Annotated in this window: 15 protein-coding genes, 1 tRNA gene and 1 pseudogene; 4 read left to right on the forward strand and 13 right to left on the reverse strand. The window is 34.0% G+C overall.

Annotation, left to right across the window (positions count from 1 at the left end; all coding sequences use genetic code 11):
* Positions 1–431 precede the first annotated feature (431 nt).
* From VLC96_RS07755 to VLC96_RS07770, 4 genes are all read left to right on the forward strand, one after another.
* Entirely contained in the window at positions 432–3,596 is a 3,165-nt protein-coding gene (locus VLC96_RS07755) for a SusC/RagA family TonB-linked outer membrane protein (protein ID WP_325261886.1), read from the forward strand.
* An 11-nt stretch (positions 3,597–3,607) separates the two neighbouring features.
* A complete protein-coding gene (locus VLC96_RS07760; protein ID WP_325261888.1) occupies positions 3,608–5,245 on the forward strand; it encodes a RagB/SusD family nutrient uptake outer membrane protein in 1,638 nt (545 codons plus the stop codon).
* A 15-nt stretch (positions 5,246–5,260) separates the two neighbouring features.
* On the forward strand, positions 5,261–6,634 hold the full coding sequence (locus VLC96_RS07765) for a glycan-binding surface protein (protein ID WP_325261890.1): 1,374 nt from the start codon (positions 5,261–5,263) through the stop codon (positions 6,632–6,634).
* 68 nt (positions 6,635–6,702) lie between these two features.
* A complete protein-coding gene (locus VLC96_RS07770; RefSeq protein WP_325261892.1) occupies positions 6,703–8,916 on the forward strand; it encodes an endo-1,4-beta-xylanase in 2,214 nt (737 codons plus the stop codon).
* Between the two features lie 219 nt (positions 8,917–9,135).
* Here the strand turns inward: VLC96_RS07770 and VLC96_RS07775 are convergent.
* From VLC96_RS07775 to VLC96_RS07835, 13 genes and pseudogenes are all read right to left on the reverse strand, one after another.
* Positions 9,136–9,220 (reverse strand) — tRNA-Ser (locus VLC96_RS07775).
* 157 nt (positions 9,221–9,377) lie between these two features.
* Positions 9,378–10,511, reverse strand: coding sequence for a 3,4-dihydroxy-2-butanone-4-phosphate synthase (gene ribB, locus VLC96_RS07780; protein ID WP_325261894.1), 1,134 nt, complete (start codon positions 10,509–10,511; stop codon positions 9,378–9,380).
* Between the two features lies 1 nt (position 10,512).
* Positions 10,513–11,964: an LptF/LptG family permease gene (locus VLC96_RS07785; RefSeq protein WP_325261896.1), complete on the reverse strand. Its 1,452-nt coding sequence runs from the start codon at positions 11,962–11,964 to the stop codon at positions 10,513–10,515.
* Between the two features lie 7 nt (positions 11,965–11,971).
* Positions 11,972–12,613 carry an outer membrane lipoprotein periplasmic chaperone LolA1 gene (gene lolA1, locus VLC96_RS07790; protein ID WP_325261897.1) on the reverse strand — a complete coding sequence of 214 codons (642 nt, stop codon included), beginning with the start codon at positions 12,611–12,613 and terminating at the stop codon, positions 11,972–11,974.
* A gap of 403 nt (positions 12,614–13,016) precedes the next feature.
* Positions 13,017–15,467 carry a DNA translocase FtsK gene (locus VLC96_RS07795; protein ID WP_325261898.1) on the reverse strand — a complete coding sequence of 817 codons (2,451 nt, stop codon included), beginning with the start codon at positions 15,465–15,467 and terminating at the stop codon, positions 13,017–13,019.
* Positions 15,468–15,485: 18 nt separating this feature from the next.
* Entirely contained in the window at positions 15,486–15,860 is a 375-nt protein-coding gene (locus tag VLC96_RS07800) for a diacylglycerol kinase family protein (protein WP_325261899.1), read from the reverse strand.
* Between the two features lie 8 nt (positions 15,861–15,868).
* Positions 15,869–16,366 (reverse strand): thiol peroxidase, encoded by a 498-nt coding sequence (tpx, locus tag VLC96_RS07805; protein WP_325261900.1) that lies wholly within the window; start codon positions 16,364–16,366, stop codon positions 15,869–15,871.
* Positions 16,367–16,731: 365 nt separating this feature from the next.
* A complete protein-coding gene (locus VLC96_RS07810; protein WP_325261902.1) occupies positions 16,732–16,989 on the reverse strand; it encodes a DUF6952 family protein in 258 nt (85 codons plus the stop codon).
* Between the two features lie 84 nt (positions 16,990–17,073).
* Positions 17,074–17,382 carry a thioredoxin family protein gene (locus tag VLC96_RS07815; RefSeq protein WP_325261903.1) on the reverse strand — a complete coding sequence of 103 codons (309 nt, stop codon included), beginning with the start codon at positions 17,380–17,382 and terminating at the stop codon, positions 17,074–17,076.
* Positions 17,383–17,506: 124 nt separating this feature from the next.
* Positions 17,507–18,145: a peroxiredoxin gene (locus VLC96_RS07820; protein WP_325261904.1), complete on the reverse strand. Its 639-nt coding sequence runs from the start codon at positions 18,143–18,145 to the stop codon at positions 17,507–17,509.
* A 119-nt stretch (positions 18,146–18,264) separates the two neighbouring features.
* Complete coding sequence (locus VLC96_RS07825; protein WP_325261905.1) at positions 18,265–19,863, reverse strand: glycoside hydrolase family 3 protein; 1,599 nt, start codon at positions 19,861–19,863, stop codon at positions 18,265–18,267.
* Between the two features lie 84 nt (positions 19,864–19,947).
* The gene (locus tag VLC96_RS07830; RefSeq protein ID WP_325261906.1) at positions 19,948–21,483 is read right to left on the reverse strand and encodes an MFS transporter; all 1,536 of its coding nucleotides are present in this window, start codon (positions 21,481–21,483) and stop codon (positions 19,948–19,950) included.
* Between the two features lie 104 nt (positions 21,484–21,587).
* Positions 21,588–21,923 (reverse strand): annotated as a pseudogene (locus tag VLC96_RS07835) (glycoside hydrolase family 10 protein); the annotation flags it as partial.

Here is a 21,923-nt window from a genome sequence, read left to right on the forward strand (position 1 = left end):
TTTTTAACTATAAATCACACAAAAACAATGTTTTATCTGTGGGTCATTTAATTATGGTATTAAGGTATTTGGTTATGCTTTATAATTTAAACTTCTTTATTTAACACCCGTACTAAACACTCTTAAAACGGTTTCAAAACAATATATTTTACTATCGAATTAACTAATATGCTGTAAAAGACACAGTAACAAATTTCTTTTGCCTTTTTTTTGCGATATATTCATGTATTTTATATTTTTTTTGTTTAATGTAAAATATATGTTTAATTATTTTTAATAATATTTAAAAAATAATTAACACAACCGATTGTGTGTTTCATTTTAATATATATATTTGTCCAATACGCTATAACAAAATATTAACAAAAAGAATGAATTAAAAATCTTAAAAACTAAGCCAAAAAACTAACAATTAATTTAATTAACTATTTATGACTAACTTTTTACTTTTTAAAAGCGGACATATTAAGCAACTTGGACTCACTATCCTGATGCTTGTATTTTACGCACACACGAATGCCCAAACAACAGTTACTGGTGTTGTTTCAGATGCAAAGGGCCCTTTACCAGGTGTAAGTATTTCGATTCTAGGAGCAAAAAGCGGAACAGCATCCGATTTCGACGGAAGCTATACTTTAAAGAATGTTCCTGAGAAAGCAATGATTACTTTTAATTTTATTGGTTACAAAACTCAAACGATTTCGGTAGCAGGTAGAACAAAGATTAATGTAGTATTGATCGAGGATATGAAAACACTTGATGAGGTAGTAGTTGTTGGATATGGAACAATGAAACGTAAAGATTTGACAGGTTCAATATCTACAGTTAATAGCAAAGCAATTACGCAAACTGTTACTACATCGATTGAGCAAGTATTGCAAGGACGTGCTGCTGGGGTTCATGTATCACAAAATAGTGGTGCTCCAGGGGCTTCATCTAATGTTAATATTCGAGGTATTAGTAGTATAAATGGTGCTACACAGCCTATTTATGTAGTAGATGGTGTTGTTATAGACAGTAACAATGGAAATTTAAACTCGAATCCTATTTCAGTAATTAACCCTGCAGATATTGTTTCTATTGATATTTTGAAAGATGCTTCAGCTACAGCAATTTATGGATCTCGTGCATCAGGTGGAGTAATTCAGGTGACAACTAAACGAGGAAAAAAAGGTGATTTATCTTTAAATTTTGATAGCTATGTAGGTTGGCAAGAGATTCCAAAAGAATTGGATGTACTAAATCTTAAAGAATATGGTACTTTAAAAAATACACGTTCAGATTTAGGAATCGTAGAAAGGGATGCTAATTTTATTCGTACTGATTTATTGGGAAAAGGTACTGATTGGCAAAAAGAGTTGTTTAATCAAGCATTGATGCAAAATTACAATTTGTCAGCTTCTGGAGGTTCTGATAAAAGCACTTATTATTTAGGAATTGGCTATATGGATCAAGAAGGTATAGCTGAGGGATCAATGTTTAGCCGTTTTAATTTGACTAGTAATTTAGATTCTCAAGTAAAAGATTATCTTAAAGTAGGTGTGAATTTTGCTTTAAGTGAAACTAAACAAAATACTACTATAAACGATGGGGCTTTAATTCTTACCGCATTAAAACAAACTCCAAATGTGGCTGTTCGTAATGCAGAAGGATCTTTTGATGGACCTGATACCGATCAATTTGTTCAAAATAATCCGGTTGGATTAGCTTCGATAAGAGATAATAATAATCAGGGAGTAGGTTTGAGAGCCAATACTTATGCAGATATTACTATCACAAAGGGATTGACATTCAAAACACAATATTCTTTGGATTATGGTTTTACAAATAACTATACTTTTGATCCTTCTTATACTTTTGGTGCTATTGAAAATGATATTCGCCAAGGTACACGTTCTAAAAGCAATAGTAAAAACTGGATATGGAATAATGTATTGAACTATACTAATACTTTTGGAAAACATTCCGTAAATGCTATGTTAGGGCAAGAGGCACAAGAAAATCATTGGGAAAATTTATATGGATATGTCTCAGGATATTTAACTAATAGCTCTACAGATTTATCTATGGGTGATCCAACTACTGCTAGGGTTACAAATAATAGTAATGGTAGTTCATTGAATTCTTATTTTGGAAGAGCATTTTATTCATTTGATGACAAATATTTATTAACAGGAACTATACGTCGTGACGGTTCTTCTAAATTTTATGAAGATAATCGATGGGGCTGGTTTCCTTCAGCAGCTTTTGCTTGGAAAGTTTCTAATGAAGCATTCTTAAAAGATAATAAGGTTATCAATAACTTAAAACTTCGTTTAGGTTGGGGGGCAGTTGGAAATCAAAATGTTCCTAATTATGCTTATACTTCAACTTATAATTCAGTTGCTACTGCAAATTGGGGAACAGGATTATTGGCTTCCAACACAGCAAATAAAGATTTGAAATGGGAAACTACTTATTCATCTAATGCTGGTATAGATTTGGGACTTTTTAATAGCCGAATCGAGTTAGTAGCAGATGTATATTACAAAAAGACGGATGATTTATTAAATCAATTGGCGTTACCTGCATATGTAGGAACATCAGGACAAGGATCAACTTCAGCTCCTTGGTATAATATTGGATCACTTGAAAATAAAGGATTTGAACTTAGTTTGAACACAATTAATTTTAAAACTTCTGAATTTACTTGGACTTCTAATATTGTTTTTTCAATGAATAAAAACAAAGTGTTGTCATTAAATAGTGAATCTGGGCATTATGATGGTACCATTCAAGAAGGTTCGGATGTAACTGTAGTTACTCGTACTGCTGTGGGACATCCAATTAGTCAATTTTATGGATATAAAGTGATTGGACGTTTTGAGAAAGCAACTGATTTTTATTATAAAGATGGCTCTGGAAATGTGGTACCTACTGCTTTGCCTAAAGGTATGGCAATTGGAGAAAATGGAGTTTGGATTGGAGATTATATGTTTGATGATGCCAATAAAGACGGTATAATTGATGATAAAGATTTACAATATATTGGGAATCCATTACCTCAGTTTACTTTCGGTATAGGTAACACATTTTCTTACAAAGGATTTGATATGAATATTTTTCTAGATGGATCTTATGGAAATGATGTAATGAATTACCAACGTCGTTGGTTAGAAAATCCTGCTTCAAACACCAATTTATTAGATACAGCTTTAGGATATGCTCAATTAGATTTAATTAATCCTAATGGACCAAATGATTACAGAAATGTTCATATCGTAGGCGGAGATCCTTATATGCCACGTATTGCTGCATCATCTGCATCATCTTCGTCAAACTTCCGTAATAGTGATCGTTTTGTAGAAGATGGGTCTTTTGTCCGCATCAAAAATATATCAATAGGATATAACTTGCCAACTTCTTTAGTTTCAAAAATTGGATTAGCAGGACTAAAAGTATATTCTAATATGCAAAACATTATGACATTTACTAAATATTCAGGATACGATCCAGAAGTAGGTACATTAAATAATAGTGCACTATATTCAGGTATTGATAACGGACGTTATCCTTCACCACGTATTCTTACTCTAGGAGTAAATGTTAAATTTTAAACATAAAAAATATGAAAAAAATACATATTAAACGCATTTTTCTTTTTGTTGCATTGACTTTTTTGGGAACAAGTTGTAGTGATGAGTTTCTTAATAAGGAGCCAAATGATTTGATAACCAAAGAGAACTTTTTTAAAACAGAAGATGATTTTAAAGCAGCTACTGCTCCTTTATATAACAAAGTATGGTTTGATTTTAATGATAAATTTTATTACGGATTAGGCGATGGTCGTGCTTACAACTTATATGCTCCTTATTCAGATTATATTTATCCATTTGCTGATTTAACTGAAACTGGATTAACAGGACCATTAGTGTCTGCTTGGGGTTCTTTGTACAACGTGGTACAACAATCTAATAATGTTATCCTTGGAATTGAAGGCAGCAGTATTAATCAAAATATTAAAAACAAATATATAGCTGAAGCTCGTTTTATGAGAGGAACTGCTTATTGGTATTTGACTTCTTTGTGGGGAAATGTGATAATTTCTACAAATCCAGCAGATTTAGTAAAAAATCCTGCAGTTAATACCAATTCTGCAAAAGATGCTTATGAATTTGCAATCCGCGATATGGAATTTGCTGCAAAATTTCTTCCTGAAACTGCTGGGCAAACAGGACGTTTGACAAAATATAGCGCTTTCGGAATGTTGTCCCGTTTGTACTTGTCAGTTTCTGGTTTAAGCGATAATCCTAATTCGGGAACTAGAAGTCAGGAATATCTTGATCTTGCGAAAAAAGCTGCTGAAAAAGCAATCACCGAAGGGCCTTATTCCATTTTAGAAAACTATGCAGATTTGTTTAAAGTAGATAACAACAATAATTCTGAATCAATGTTTGCTTTGCAATGGGTGCCAAACGGTACTTATGGAGTAACTAACACGCATCAGGCATATTTTGCTTTGGGATCTGATATTACTGGCGATGATGCTGCTTGGGGATATTGGACAAGAGCTTCTAATGATGTTTTGTATGAATATGAATCTAAAGATAAAAGACGTCATGATACTTGGATGGCCGATGAGGATTTTTATCCAGAAATTAATAAAGCCAATGGTGGTTATACGGTTGATCATGAAAATACTTTTGTGAATGTCAAAAAAGGAGTGGTGGGTTCTACCAAAGACAATCCTAAAATTTCTAAGCAAAATTCAGCTTTAAACACCTATATGTTACGTTTGGCAGAAGTATATCTTAATTATGCAGAAGCAACTTTAGGTAATAATGCAAGCACTTCGGATGCAACGGCTTTAAGCTATGTAAACGCACTAAGAAAAAGAGCGGGATTGGATCCAAAAACGTCATTAACGTATGAAGATATCAGACACGAACGCAGAGTAGAGTTGTGTATGGAAGGTCAATATTGGTATGATTTAGTGAGAAGATCTTACTACAAACAACAAGAAGTAGTTAATTATGTTACTGGACAAAGCAGAGGAGTTATTGTGCCAATTACTTATGCTGCAGCTACCAACACAGTTTCAGTTGATGCTACGAGAGACAGTTCTCCTAGAGCAATAGGAGCGATAGACACTTCAATCTTTTTATTGCCTTACCCAGAATCAGAAGTAATTCAGAATCCATTATTAAATGAAGCGCCTGTTCCTTATGAATTCAAGGATGAAAAAATAACTGATTTATTTAATTAAACTGAAAACACGAATATGAAAAAATATATTTTAGATAAAAAGTATGGCGCAGCTATTACAATTATACTTGTAATGTTTGTTTCATTGTTGTTCAATGCTTGCGAGAACAGCGATAGTTCAAATGGTGGGCCAATAACTATAAGTAAAGTTTTTTTGGAAGATGTTAATTCGTCTGTTCCAGATAGAGAAGTTTCTTTTGCTCGTTTAGGGCAGTTAATTCGTATAGAAGGAGCTGGTTTTAATGGATTAAAAAAAGTGTACATCAACGGTTTTGAAACTTATTTTAATGTAGTGTATGTTTCCAATACTTCGATGTTAATAAACATTTCAGAAGATACACCTACAATAGATGCAGATCCATCGGTTCGTAATACAATTCGTTTTGTGAATGATGGGAATGAAGTTACATTTCCTTTTCAGATTCGTTCTGGAGCGCCTGTAATTACCGAAATTTCGAATACGATGCCAAATGTAGGTGAAACGATTACCGTTCACGGAACAGGTTTGACAGAGGTTAAAAAAGTAATTTTCCCAGGTAATGTCGAGGTTACAACAGGAATTGTTTCAGACGAAAAAGGAGAATTTTTTACGGTAGCAATGCCAGCTGGAGTTTCGCCAGACGGAGGTTCAATTTTGGTTGAAAGTTCAAATGGTGGAGTTTATTCACCTGCTTATTTTAATTTCAAAAAAGGAGTAATTCTGGATTTTGACGGAAACGGAACTCAAGGTTTTTGGGGAACTTCTACAAGTATGCTTAAAGACACTGATTTAGAATCAGCTTTATTGGGAACAGGAAATGTTTCTCAAGGACAATATGTCCCACATCGTCCCGCTAGAATTGCATCTTTTGCAGCAGCAACAAATCGTTGTACCGAAGTTTGGACTGCAGGGAATGGTGTAGATAACTGGAGAGGTCAATTGACGCCTTATATTCCAGCTTCAACTCCATTGGATAAAGTCGCTTTTCAATTTGATATTTATGTGCCAAATGTATGGAAAGACACAGGTTTCTTGAAAATTTGTTTGATTAACAATTTTAATGGAGGTGAGTGGACGGGAGCTTGTTATAATTATGTTCCTTGGATTGTTAACGGAAAATCGGTTGGAGTTAGTACAAAAGGCTGGATAACTATTACAATTCCATTGAATAAATTGTACAGTTTTTCAAAATCAGCCTACACTTTTGATGATGTTCTTAAATTCAGAGAGGCGGCTACATATCAAAACTTCGGAATTTATTTCGAAAACTCAGATGTTAAGTTAAGTAACGTAACTGGCGAAAGCACTGAGGTAGAATTCCCTTCGTCAGCTACTTCTGTAAAAGTATATACTGATAATTGGAGAATAGTTTCGTTGAATACTCCAACGTATAGTGATTTCCCTAATTAAGGAATAAAATACTATTGTTTTTGAAAGCTATAGCTGAGAATAAATCAATTAACTCAAAAAAATATAAAATGAAATATACCAAAATATTACCAGCACTTGCTTTGTCCTGCTTGCTGTTTTCATCTTGCGATGATCAAATTATGGAATGGGGAAAAGACCCTTCACACGGTGACATAACATCTGCAGAACTTCCATTGGAATTGGCAGAAAAAATCGGCAGATATGAGCCGCTTAAAAAATATACTGACTTCAAACTTGGAGTTGGAATAGGATTGGACGAATACATGACTATTGATGCTTATCGTAATCTTGTAAATGAAAATTTCCATGAAGTTACGGTGGGTTATGCAATGAAGCATGGGCCAATGGTAAATTCTACTGGAGAACTTAATTTTGCTAAAGTTGATGCTTTTATTGCCAAAACAAAAGAAGCAGGTTTATCTGTTTTTGGACATACTTTGGTTTGGCACCAAAATCAAAATGCAAGTTATTTGAATAGTTTAATTGCGCCAACAATTATTCCAGGAACTAGCGGTCCGAACATAATGAATGTAGCAGGTTTAAAAGATGGTTCTTTTAGCGGAGGCTGGGTAAGAAATAATCCAGGAGCAGGAATTTCAATTGTGGACGGAGCTGGATTGTCAGCTAGTACAAAAGCGATTAAATTAATTTCGAGTGCTACTTCAGCACAGCCTTATAGTTTACAGTTAACTTCGCCGACAGTTCCAATTGTAAGCGGACACAAATATGAAATTTCGTTTTTTATCAAATCAGATGTTGATGGCAAAGGACGTATTTCGTTTGGATCTACTTTAAACAATTCATATCCATATATGGATTGGTATGCTACAGGCGGAACCTGGACAGAAGCTTTCGCAACTACTTCTCAATGGAAACAAGTGAAGATTAAATTAAATGCTACAGATTTTAAAACGGCAAGTACTAATTTCAATTTCAACTTAGATTTGGGATATTTACCAAATGTTACTTATAGTATTGATGTGAATAGTTTTGCTGTAGTCGATTTAGATGCTGTTCCAACAATAGTAAATCTTGTTTCAAATGGTAATTTTAATACAGATATTACGGGATGGTCAAAATACAATGGCGCGACTGATGCTTTAAGTTTAGCTTCTTCGGCAAATGCTTATGAAGGAAATGGTGCTATGAAAGTTGTAAACGCTACTTCGGATGCAGCAAATCAATGGAAAACACAAATCCACTCCGACTTTACCGTGTCCAAACTAACTTTAGACAAAGAGTACACAATTTCTTTTATGATTCGTTCAGATGCTGCGGGATCTGTGCGTTGCTCAACTACTGGAACAACAGCTCATTACCAAGGAGATCAAACAACTTCGTCAACGTGGAAATTGGTTGAATGGAAATTTACAGGAAATGGAACTGAGACTGGTTTAAATTTTGACTTAGGTGGAGTAGCAGGAACCTATTATATTGACAATGTAGTAGTAACTGATGGAGCAACATCTGGAGGTGGCGCAGGCACACCTGCAATCACAATAGAAAAAACAGATGCTGAAAAAGCGACTCTTATCGGAGGTGCAATGACAAATTGGATTTCTAAAATGGTAGGTCACTATAAAAACGATGTTCACGCTTGGGACGTTGTAAACGAACCAATGAAAGAAGGCGGTAGTTTACGTGATGGAAACGTAACTGATCCTGCTAGTGATGAGTTTTACTGGGTAAAATACCTTGGTAAAGATTACGCTGTTACTGCTTTCAAATTAGCGCGCCAGTATGGAAATGCTACTGATAAATTATTTATCAATGATTACAATTTAGAATCTAGTTTAGCTAAATGCGATGGTTTGATTGAATATGTAAAATACATCGAAAGCAAAGGAGCTACTGTTGATGGTATTGGTACACAAATGCATATTTCTTTAAGTACAAATAAAGAACAAATTGCTCAAATGTTCCAAAAACTAGCTGCTACTGGTAAGTTGATAAAAGTATCAGAACTTGATGTGAGATTGGGAACTAATTCTCCAACTTTAGAGCAACTAGCAAGCCAATCGGCTATGTATCAATATGTAATTGATTCGTACAAACAATATGTTCCTAAAGCACAACAATATGGAATTACAATTTGGGGTATTTCAGACAATAAAGATGAACATGTAAACTGGTTGCCAAATGAATCTCCAAACGTTTGGGATGCTGAATACAAACGCAAACATTCTTACAAAGGTGTTGCTGATGGTTTAGCTGGAAAAGATGTAAGTAAAGACTTTACAGGTGATATTATTATCAAATAACGCTTAAATATATTTTGAAACGGAGAAATCCCTTTCAATGCGATTCAGCAATGAATTTGCATTGGAAGGGATTTTTGTTTTATGTATAATTTGTATTGTTGTTTTGTGATTTTTTGCAATGATTTGAAAAGCAATGAATAATTTGGTTATTTGGTGAAAAGAAAAAACCCTTTAAACGTTGAGTTTAAAGGGTTTTGATTCATTTTGAGATTCACTCAGCGGAGAAAGAGGGATTCGAACCCCCGGACCTGTTACAGTCAACAGTTTTCAAGACTGCCGCATTCGACCGCTCTGCCATTTCTCCAGTATGTTGCTATCATTTCCTGATTGCGAGTGCAAATATAATAACCTTTTTTGGATCTGCAAGCGTATTTTTAGAAAAATTACAGCTATTTTTTTAAAGGATTTTTAATTGTTTCATTTGCTTACATTTAGCAACAAATAAAAAATTAAAAAAAATATTAATAGCGTACGTAATCCGTAATTTCTAATCCATATCCAATCATACCCACTCTTTTTCCCTGTTCCGTATTTGATACCAAACGGATTTTTGAAATATCGATATCATGCAATATCTGTGCTCCAATTCCATAATCTTTGGTGTCAATAACAATTTTTGGAGCTTTCATAGTTCCTTCAGATTGGAGTGCTTTCAATTCAGAAATTCGATTTAGCAAATTCACTGCTGTCATATCTTGATTGATAAATATTACAGCTCCTTTACCATTATCATTAATAATCTTGAACATATCATCCAATTGTTGATCCACATTATTGGTTAGTGTTCCTAATAAATCATTATTAACCTGTGAAGAATGAATACGAGTTAATATAGCTTCCCCAAGATTCCACGTTCCCTTAGTTAAGGCGATATGAATTTGTTTGTTGGTCGTTTGTTCATAAGCTCTTAATCGGAAAGTACCAAAACGAGTCTCTATATCAAAATCTTCTTTTTTTACAATTAAACTATCATGCTGCATTCTATAAGCTACCAAATCTTCAATTGAAACTAATTTTAAATTGAATCGTTTAGCGACTTCGGCCAATTGTGGTAAACGTGCCATTGTTCCGTCCTCATTCAGGATTTCGCAAATAACACCAGCAGATTTAAATCCTGCTAATCTGGCAAAATCAATCGCAGCTTCTGTGTGACCAGTTCTTCTTAAAACACCACCTTGTTTGGCAACCAAAGGGAAAATATGTCCAGGACGTGCTAAATCGTGTGGTTTAGTATTGGGATCGACCAAAGATAAAACGGTTTTGGCTCTATCAGCGGCTGATATTCCAGTAGTAACTCCATGTCCTTTCAAATCAACAGAAACAGTAAAAGCAGTTTCCATATGATCGGTATTATTGCTCACCATTGCTCGTAAATCCAGCTCTTTACAGCGGCTTTCGGTTAATGGGGCACAAATTAATCCACGGCCATGCGTGGCCATAAAGTTGATCATATCTGGGGTCACTTTATCGGCTGCAGCCAAAAAATCTCCTTCATTTTCGCGATCTTCATCATCAACTACTATGATTACTTTGCCTTGGCGAATGTCTTCAATAGCTTCTTCTATAGTGTTGAGTTGTATTTTTGTGGCAGACATTTTATTCTTTATTTTGAGATGGAATTATTTTTTGAAATATTTTTTGAAATGCTTTTTGGACAGGAGTAATTATTACGTCCATATTGATTAAACCAATATCATTCGTAGCACGATACGTTAAAAGTAGTGCCAATGGAGTGAGAATTATCGAAGACATCCAGGCACCAAAGAAAGGAGCCATTCCATCTTCTTGTGAAATCCTTTTACCAAAAGTATTGATAAAGTGAAACGATATGAAAATCAATACAGCAAATACGATTGGCAAACCAATACCTCCTTTTCGAATAATTGCACCCAGTGGAGCTCCAATAAAAAACATTAAAAAACAGGCATAAACAATAACAAATTTGTCATACATTGATAAAATGTGGCTGTTTATGTTTTTCTTTTTATTGTCTAATTCAGTTTTGGTTGCATCGATATTGTACAAAGTAGTCTGAATACTGCTACTTGCAGCATTTAGAATCGTACTTTTTTCTTTGTTGTTGTAAACGGATAATAAGTTTTTTAACAACGGCTTTTTCTTGATTGGAGTAGGTGTATTGTTTTGTGTTAGAGTTGCAAATCTTGTTGCAGAACTTTCAGAAAATGAGATAATATCAGCATTTCTGTTTTTTTCAAGCGAATCCAAAGTGTATTTTAAATCATTAACATTTAACATGTTATTGGTGTTGGAAACCGATTCGTCTTTAGTGTCCACTTTGTTCAATTGCGATAAATCTATATTGATGCGATACTTTTTAAAATAACTTTTCGCAAATGGTAATTTTTCTTTGTCTTGATAATTTTTTGGAACAATGTCTTGATAATAGTTACCGTCGTTCAAAATCAGTTGTAGCAGGTTTGTGTTTTCGTTACTTACCAATTCTCCATTTGTAGCACGAATAACAGTTTTGCTACCATCGCCGTTTACTGATTTTTGATGGATAGTAATACCTGTCAAGTGATTTCCGTTTTCTCCGGATTTTTTATTAACCTTGATATTATAAGTACCAACATCGCTAAATTGTCCTTCAGTGATGGCCAAAGCCGGTTTGGCCTGAGCAATATTTTTTCTGAAATTGATAAACTTAAATTCAGCGTACGGAATCACATTATTGGCAAACAAAAAGGCGATAAAACTCAATATTGTTATTGCAATCGTCAAACTTCTCATTGCCCTTTGCAACGAAATACCCGAAGATTTCATTGCGGCAAACTCATAATGTTCGGATAAATTTCCAAAAGACATTATAGAAGCCAATAATATAGAAAGCGGTAATACTAATGGCACAATCCTAGGCATCGAAAAGGCCAAGAATTTTACGACCATCATAAAATCCAAATCTTTCCCGGCCAATTCGGCAATAAATAACCAAACTGTTTGTAAAATGAACACGAAAAAAAGGATAACAAATACCGTAGCAAATGTTCCTAGAAATGTTTTTAATAAGTATTTGTCTAAAATCTTCACCTAATAATTAATCTAATTTATTGATTGTATAATTGGGATATTTACTAGCGACAAAGGTAAATTGATTTTTCGGCAATGCCTGATTTGTTTTAAAAGAATTAACGGTCAATGTAGTTTTAGTTCCTTTTTTGGCAATTTCAATTACATTGTAAATGTTATTCGTTTTAGAATCAATACCCACCAAAATCTCTTTTCTTTGATCTTTAGCATTAGTCGGAACCAATTTTATGTACTGAATTTTTTTACCGCCTACATTCTGAACAATATCCATCGAAAAATTATAGCCTTTGTTAAAAAAAGTCAACATTTTTGAAGGCGTAATAGCCGAATCATCTTTTTCGTTTACTGTAGAAACAGTAATTTCCTCATCTTCTGGAACTATTGTATACGTTTTTTTACCATCAAAAAGCTTCGTAATTCCCATGAAATTCAACACATATTGATTCCCTTTCATCACCACCGACCCTTTACTGTCCTGATTAATATTCTCCTTGGCATTATTCAAAGAATATTTAAAATCGATCGAAATGTTGTCGTAACTTTTTACTTTGGCAGTAACCTTATCCAGTAAATCTTTAGCTTTTTTATCCTGTGCCTGTGTTGAAAATCCAATAAAAATGGCCATTAAAAGACCCAAAATTGTTTTCATTCCTATTTTATTTTGTAATATCATTATTTTTCTGTTTAGTTGTATGCTTATTGTTTTTAACTATGTTTTGTAATTATTTTACTTCGTTAGCTCGCAAAAGTTAGTTTGGGCGTGACCCCGTTGAGCAAAGGGGCTTACCAATAGAACCGCTTACAAAGCCCCTTTACTCAACGGGGTCGGGCTATCCGCGCTACTTCGGTAGCTAGCTTCTATCCCTCACGCGCGTTTCAAATCGAGTTTTCAGTTATATAAGAACTTTTTTTTATTAACCAAATTATGTGTAATTGTGTGAAAACTGAATAGTGCTTAAGTACTTGATGTCGGCAGAAAAATAATTTTACGAACCAAAATTTTCGTCATGGTAAGCATTAAATATTACTAATCACCAATATCAAAAAATTACCTAAGACTCATTATTAAAAAATTGATCCAGCGCTGCAAGATCCTGTATATTCACACTTCTGGCTTTACTGCCTTCAAAGGGACCAACAATACCAGCGGCTTCCAATTGATCAATCAATCGACCTGCTCTGTTGTAACCCAGTTTTAATTTTCGTTGTAATAAAGAAGCAGAACCTTGTTGTGCATTTACAATAACTTCAGCAGCTTCTCTAAATAAGGTATCTCTTTCAGAAATATCCATTTCTAAGCTTGGTCCACCATCTTCACCAATAAATTCAGGAAGTAAGTAAGCGGTTGCATATGCTTTTTGTGAACCAACAAAATCTACAATTTTTTCAACTTCCGGAGTGTCGACAAAGGCACATTGTACCCTTACCACATCATTTCCATTAGAATAAAGCAAATCTCCACGACCAATTAATTGATCTGCTCCCTGAGTGTCAAGGATAGTTCGCGAGTCGATTTTTGATGATACTCTAAAAGCAATTCTCGCAGGGAAATTGGCTTTGATTAAACCCGTAATTACATTTACCGATGGTCTTTGCGTAGCGATAATTAAGTGAATACCAATGGCTCTGGCCAATTGTGCCAATCTTGCAATAGGCATTTCCACTTCTTTACCGGCAGTCATAATTAAATCGGCAAACTCATCGACAACCAGTACGATATAAGGTAAAAATCGATGTCCATTTTCAGGATTTAATTTTCGGGACTTGAATTTTTCGTTATACTCTTTAATGTTACGAACCATCGCATCTTTCAGAAGATTGTAACGATTGTCCATTTCTACACAAAGTGAATTCAAAGTGTTTACTACTTTGGCATTATCGGTAATAATAGCATCGTCAGTATCTGGAAGTTTGGCCAAATAATGTCTTTCAATTTTATTAAAAAGTGTTAGTTCGACTTTTTTAGGATCGACCATAACAAATTTAATTTCAGCTGGATGTTTTTTGTAAAGTAACGAAGTGATTACCGCATTCAATCCAACTGATTTTCCTTGTCCAGTAGCACCCGCCATCAACAAGTGAGGCATTTTGGCCAAATCGACTACAAATGTTTCATTCGAAATGGTTTTACCCAAAGCAATTGGAAGTTCCATTTCTGCTTCTTGAAATTTGGCCGAACCAATCACACTTTTCATCGAAACCATTGTAGGATTCTTGTTTGGAACCTCAATACCAATCGTTCCTTTTCCAGGAATAGGAGCAATGATACGAATCCCTAATGCCGAAAGTGACAAAGCAATATCGTCCTCTAAACTCTTAATTTTTGAAATACGAATCCCAGCTTCCGGCACAATTTCATACAAAGTTACTGATGGACCAACCGTTGCTTTAATCTGTGCGATTTCGATTTTGTAATTGCGAAGCGTTTCAACAATTTTATTTTTGTTTTCTTCTAATTCTTCCTGATTAATTGTAATACCGCCAGTCGAATATTCTTTTAATAAATCAATGGTTGGGTATTTATAATTGGACAAATCCAAAGTTGGGTCAAATAATCCAAAATCGGCAACTAGTCGAGAAGCTAAGTTGTCTTCAATGATGTCTTCTTCAACGGCTTTTTCAATCACAAAAGCTTCTTCTTTTATGGGTTCTGCTTTTGGCAAAATATCCATTGGAAGAGGCTTAAGCATCGGCTCCAAATTAATTTCAGAAGAACTTGAAATCGTTGGTTTTAATGCTTCTTTATTAATTTCAAATTGTGATCCTGTTGTTTTTAAATGAATTTCGTCTAATAATTCATCATCTGTTTCTTCAGGTTCTTCTACTGCAAATTCTTCCAGATTATAACTAGGATCGTTTGATGATACTACCGGACGAATTGTGATATCTTCATTTATTTCCTTTTTGTTTTTTTCAAAAAAGGACTGTACTTTTTCTGGTGATACCTGTATTTTGAAAATTAAATAGATAATCAAATTGAAAGCAAGAACTAATAATGTCCCGGTTTTACCAAGGTAATCCTGTATGTACAAATTAAGTTCATACCCAATAGTTCCGCCTAATTCTGGAACCGAAGTGGCAAAGAATCCAAATAAAATGGAGATAATGATAATGGCAAATAAATCCCAAAACCAGGTGCTTTTTAGTTTTTTGATCGAAAGATCCAAAACTAAATACATTCCGGTGATGAAAAATAAGCGTACAAATAGGAAAGAGGCAACTCCAAAACCTCGGTAAATGAATAAATCCGCTAGATAAGCGCCAAATTTACCAAGCCAGTTCTGAACTACTTCTTTGCGATCGGTTAATTCATAAACAGCACTTTGGTCTATTTGTCCATAGATGAAAAAGGAAACAAATGCAACCAATAATGCTATTGAAAACAAAACCAGTAGCGCACCCAGAACAATTCTGTTTTGTTTGGATAATTCCCATGGTTTTAGTTTATTAGACTCCGATTCATTCTTTTTATCTAAAGTATCTTTTTTTGTGGATTTTGCCATTCTTGAATTTACTTGTTCTTATAAAAATTTTGGGATATAAATGATAAGACCAATTGCGATAGCTGTTAATGCTGCAAAAAATACGGCGCCAGCTGCAATATCTTTGATAAAGCCAATTCGTTCGTGATAATTTGGGTGAATAAAATCAGCAATTTTCTCGACTGCTGTATTCAATCCTTCAATGCTCATTACCATTCCAATTGCCATGGTCTGGATAAGCCATTCAGTAGAAGAAATATGATAATAAAAACCTGCAATCGTCATAATGATTCCAATTGAAAATTGAACCATAACGCTATGCTCAGTCGTGATTAATTTTAGAGCACCTTGATAAGCATATTTAACGCTTTTCAATCTGCCTGTAAGTAATGTATTGTCTTTTTGAAATTCCATATTGATTTTTAAAGGGCAGCTAAAGCAGCTTCGTAATTAGGTTCGTGAGCAATTTCTGCTACTTGTTCTGTGTGAGTTACAACTCCGTTTTCATCGACAACGATGATAGCGCGGGAGTGTAATCCTTTTAATGGTCCGTCAACAATTTCTAAACCATTGTTTTTTCCGAAAGTCCCTTCTTGGAAGTCCGATAAGTTGATCACATTTTCAAGACCTTCAGCTCCACAAAAACGTTTTTGTGCAAACGGTAAATCTCTTGAAATACACAAAACAGCAGTATTAGCTAAATTACTAGCACTTTCGTTGAATTTTCTAACAGAGGTAGCACAAGTTCCTGTGTCAATACTAGGAAAAATATTCAATACTAATTTCTTGCCTGCAAATGTACTTAAGTCTGCAATTGATAAATCGTTTTGAACTAGTTTAAAATCAGCTAGTTTAGAACCTACTTTTGGTAGCTCACCTGAAGTGTGCACTGGATTTCCTCCTAATGTTATAGTCGCCATATTATTTGTTTTTTTGTGAGGTTCAAAAGTAAGGATTAATATTTGAATCTAAAAGTATTTGTGAATGGGTAAATGTTGTTTAGGTTTTACAATTTTATGGTTTAAAAATTGGCTTCTTAGAACCTGTTGGCCCGCGAGAGGGATAGAAGCAAACTACCGAAGTAGTGCGGATAGCCCGACAGCATCCTGATAAAAGGGCGTATCACCGCAAAGTAAGTTGAGCCCTTTTGTCAGGATGGTGTCTCGCCCTGATTGTCTTTTTTGGATAGTATTAAAAAACAAAAAACGCACTCTGTAGGGGGAGTGCGTATTTGAATTGTATTTATTCAGGATAATATACAATTGTCTATTCAAACTAAATTTTTTTATTTGTCGATAGAGCCTAAAACTCTTTTCATGAAAGCGTTTAAAGCTTCTTTCTTGTCGGTTCCTTGCTGGGTCATTTTATGAACTTCAAGCGCACCATACATATTTGAGATTAATTCTCCAATTACGTCTAGTTCTTCGTCTTTCAATGAAGGAATTTCAGTCAATGCCTCCAATACTTCGATAGTTTCGATAAGGTAATCTTGATCGTTTTCTTCGATGAATTGGGTCAAGTGTTTTATTACAGGTAATTTCATATGAGTAAATGTAAGGTTAGTTACTAGAGGAAGGGGGGATCTTAAAAAAAAGGGGGTGAATTTAAGAACTAACCTCTAGTACTATTATATTATTTCTTGAACCAATTCAATTAAAACTTCTTGTTTGTTGGTTTGAGTCTCGTTTACCAATTTTCCATTTACGAAAGTAGCAAATGTTGGTAAATTGCTTACGTTTGCTAGTTTTCTTGATTCAGGATTGTTTTCAGCATCTACTAAAACAAATGTGATATTTTCATTTTCTGAAGCCAATTTTTTGAATTTTGGTTTCATAATTCTGCAATTTCCACACCATGAAGCAGAAAATTGAACTACCACTTTTTCATTTTGATTCACAAGTGTTCCTAATGTATCCTCGTTTAATTCTAATAACATTTTTATGAGTTTTATATGTTTTGATTTTTATAAGCTCTAAGTTGCTGAGTCTGAATTTTCAATTAAATTAACTAATTGGATAATTTTTAACTCTAAGCAACTTAGTGGCTTAAAAAAAAACAAATTAATTCAAACTTAAATACTCGGCAGTACTTTTTCTGTCAGCAGTCATTGCTTCTTTACCAGCTTCCCAGTTTGCAGGACAAACTTCACCTTTTTCTTGAATATGAGTGTAAGCATCAACCATACGTAAGTACTCGTTTACGTTACGGCCTAATGGCATATCGTTTACACTTTCGTGGAAAATTTTTCCAGTTTCATCAATCAAATAAGTAGCTCTGTAAGGAACGTAAGAACCTTCAACGATTACTGAATCGGTTTCTTCGCTGTATTCTGTAGATTCAACATCAAGAATTCCAAGGATGTTTGATAAGTTACGATTTGTGTCGGCAAGGATTGGGTAAGTTACACCTTCGATTCCACCATTGTTTTTTGGAGTGTTTAACCAAGCAAAGTGAACTTCGTTAGTATCGCAAGATGCTCCAATTACGATTGTATTTCTTTTTTCAAATTCAGGCAAAGCAGCTTGAAAAGCGTGTAATTCAGTTGGACATACAAAAGTGAAATCTTTTGGATACCAAAATAAAAGTACTTTTTTGTTGTTTTTTGTAGCTTCTTCAAAAATATTGATTTTCAAATTATCTCCCATTTCTGAGATAGCATCTACTGCAATACTTGGGAATTTTTTACCTACTAATGACATATTTTATTTTTTTAATTATTATTTTTTGATGCCGCAAAAGTAGGGTAAGAACGAAGGTGTTTGGAATAATTTTTAATTATTATTTTCTATCTATAAATAGGATGTGGCTATAACGGACCTTAAACTCCTGTGAGTAAAACAGGTAGGCTTCCTTTTCCTTTTTTATTTGCTGCTAATTGTTCTGCAGCGCTTTGTTGAAATTCTACAAAATCCTGATACATTTCTACAATTCCTATTGCTTTCTCTAGATTTGGAATGACTTGTAAGGCGTAAGGATTACCAAAAACATATAAAATGCATTTTTTTGTTTGAAACAACTCACCTAAAAAGTTTAAGACTTTATCTTCCAAATCAAATTTATTGAGAGGTTTTGCTTTAGGAACATAAAGAGCTATAAGTATAGTATCGAATATGGAGATATCTTCTTTTACATTAGTGTTTACTAAGTCATCAGCATTTTCAATTTCATATTCAGGAGATGGTAAAACGGAACCCAATGTTTCAAAAAATGGATTTTCTATGGTTTTATAAATACTTAATTTAGCAAAACGCTCTCTGTTTTTGGCATCAAAGAGAAGTATTGAATTGTTTTTGTCTCTAATATCAGTGATGCAATAATCAGCAATTTTTCGGTTTAATTCGGATGTAGTTTTAAAATCAAAATCAGCAACAGAGGATTTGCTTTCGTCAAATAAACCAGCTTTTTGTTTGCATTTCATGATGCGGTTTAAACTTGCTTCAATGCGTTCTGGTGTTGCATTTTTTAAAATTGCTTCAATTCCTTCAGGGACGTTCTCGGCAAAACAAAGCACATCGTTTCCAGCGTTGAAAGCCTCCCATTCTAATTGCCCTTTGGTTTGGTATAATTTGGAAACACTATGCATATTCAAAGCATCAGAAATTACTAAACCATCATAGCCCAATCGCTCACGCAACAATTTTTCGATAATATTTTTGGATAAAGTTGCCGATGTTTCTTTTCCGTCATTCAAGGCTGGAACTGCCAAATGACCAATCATAATGGAATCAACTTGGTTTTCGATTCCTTTTATAAATGGAACCAATTCGTTTTCTAATAATTGCTCCAAATTCTCTTCTAATACAGGTAATCCTAAATGAGAATCTACACTTGTATTTCCATGTCCAGGAAAATGTTTTAGACAGCCTAAAACTCCTACATCAGACATTCCTCTTAAATATTCTAATGCAAATTGAGCAACTTTTTCTTTATTAGAACCAAAAGATCTATAACCGATCACAGGATTATTGGGGTTGTTATTAATATCTGCTAATGGCGCTAGATTATAATGAATCCCAGCCGATTTTAAGTCTAATCCAATTTGTTTTCCTACTTGATATATCAAATCTATTTTTCTTTCAGGCAAAGCACCAAGCGTAATCGCATACGGATATTGTGGTGTTTTTTCGACACGCATCGCCAATCCCCATTCGGCATCGATACTCATTAATAGGGGAGTTGTAGCACATTTTTGATAACGTACAATCAAATCTTTCAAACGTTGATAACTGTCATCGTTAAATTCCACTTTTTTCTTACTCTCATAGTTGGTTGCAGCGCTAGCTCTACTATGAAAAAAAGTCAATCCGCCAATATTGTATTCTTTTATTAAACGCTCAGTTTCCTGAATGTTTTCTTCGGTGTCGTTAATAAAAACCGCTGGAAAAAAGAATTGTCCGATTTTTTGTTCTAGTGTCATTGTGTATAATTATTATGACTGTTTACTTTTGAGCTGATTTTGGCAAATTGGAATTAGTAAAAATAAATCCGTTTAATCCGTGGGCTAAATTGATTCCTCAGTTTTCTTCCCATAATCTTTTGGAAAGATTAAAAATCGTGATAAAATTAAACCTGGGAGTGTTGCTAAAAGCACCCAAATAAAGAAATTTCCATATCCTAAATACTGCTGAATATAACCACTTAACATTCCAGGAAGCATCATTCCTAATGCCATAAAGCCTGTTGCAATGGCATAGTGCGAAGTTTTTGATTCTCCTTCGGCTACATAAATTAAGTACATCATAAAGGCTGCGAATCCGAATCCGTAACCAAACTGCTCCAGAATTACTACCACATAAACATAATAAATCGATGCTGGATGGAAATGAGATAACAACACAAAACCAATAATAGGCAAGTGCATCGTTAAAATCATAGGTAACATCCATTTAGTCAATCCTTGTTTGGAAATAGCAATTCCGCCAAGAATTCCACCAAGAGTTAAGGCTATTAATCCTAAAGTTCCATAAATGATTCCAACATCTTCGGTTTCGAGACCTAGTCCGCCTTTATAAACAGTGGTTTGAGTTCCTTTATCTTTTACCAATCGATTGATAAAGTCAATACGAGCTTTATTTGCATTCTGATATTCGGTTTTGTTTTCGTTTGCTACTTCAGCTAATGGTTTTTTTGAATTTTCCATTTGAGCTTCAATTGGTAGTTTCGAATAAAGAAGTTGTAACTCCGATTCAGATAATTTTTCTCCTTTTTTTATTTTTGAACTAAATAATGCTAAAGCTTTTGCCTGATCTTCATCTGAACTTTTTTCTACTAATTCATATCGAACTGGATCGACCAAAAAAGGAGTCAACATTTTAAGTAATTGAGATTCTCCCAAACGAAATAAAAGGATAAAAGCCAGAATCAAACCGATTTGCTTTTTCTTGAAAAAACTAGCAAAAACAATAGCAAAATTTTTCTCTTCGGTTTCTCCTTTTGCCATTGGTAATTCGGCTTTTGGAGTGGCAAAATAGTTGTAAATCGTTAGAAACGACATGATCAACCCCACGAAAATCATGGTGTAAGACCAAGCTTTTTGATTGTCGCCAAATTTGTGTTCCAAATAGCCTGCTAATAAAATAATCAATCCGTTGCCAGTTAACATCGATGCTCTGTAAAAAGTGCTTCGGATTCCTAAAAAGAAAGACTGTTGTTCTTTTTCTAATGCCAATAAATAAAAGCCATCACTGGCCACATCATTAGAAGCCGAAGCAAAAGCTGCAACCCAAAAAATAGCCAGACTCAAAATGAAAAAATTACTCGCCGGAATGATGAAACCTACTAATAAAAAGGCAATCGAAATAAATAATTGCATTCCCAAAAACCAATTTCTTTTGGTTCCATGCAAATCAATAAATGGACTCCAAAGCGGTTTTATAACCCAAGGTAAGTACAATAAACTAGTGTATAATCCAATGTCTTCATTGCTGATTCCAAGGTTTTTGTACATTAAAACTGAAACGGAAATTATAATTACATACGGAAAACCCGATGCGAAATTTAATAGCGGAATCCAATACCAGGGTTTATTGTCTTTCATTATTTGAGGTAGATTTAGTAGCTTAAAATTGTTTAAGGGTTAGGGTTTTAAAATTAACCATATTAATCTATTTTAAACCACAATAAATTTTACTTTGTTTGTGTTTATTCTTCCAAATCAATTACAGTTTGTGGACTTTCATTTGCATAATAATCTACAAAAGTGAAAGCTAATGATTTTTTGTCCGCCATTTTATAAACTGGAACTTCAATATTAAACTGATTGTTATCTTCAACGACAGCAATTTTTTCTATAATTTGTGTGGCATCATTAATGTTTATTTTTGCTGAATTTTTGGCAGCATACACTACAATATAGCGAACTTTTGTAGGCAGTTTTGGTTTTTGAAAAGAAATATAAAATTGGGTAGAATCTTCAGAAACCGAATTGATTAGTAAACTTTCTGTAATAACCTTTTTGAAATTAGGAACAGGCAAAGG

The organism is Flavobacterium sp. (assembly GCF_035456085.1).
GTDB lineage: Bacteria > Bacteroidota > Bacteroidia > Flavobacteriales > Flavobacteriaceae > Flavobacterium.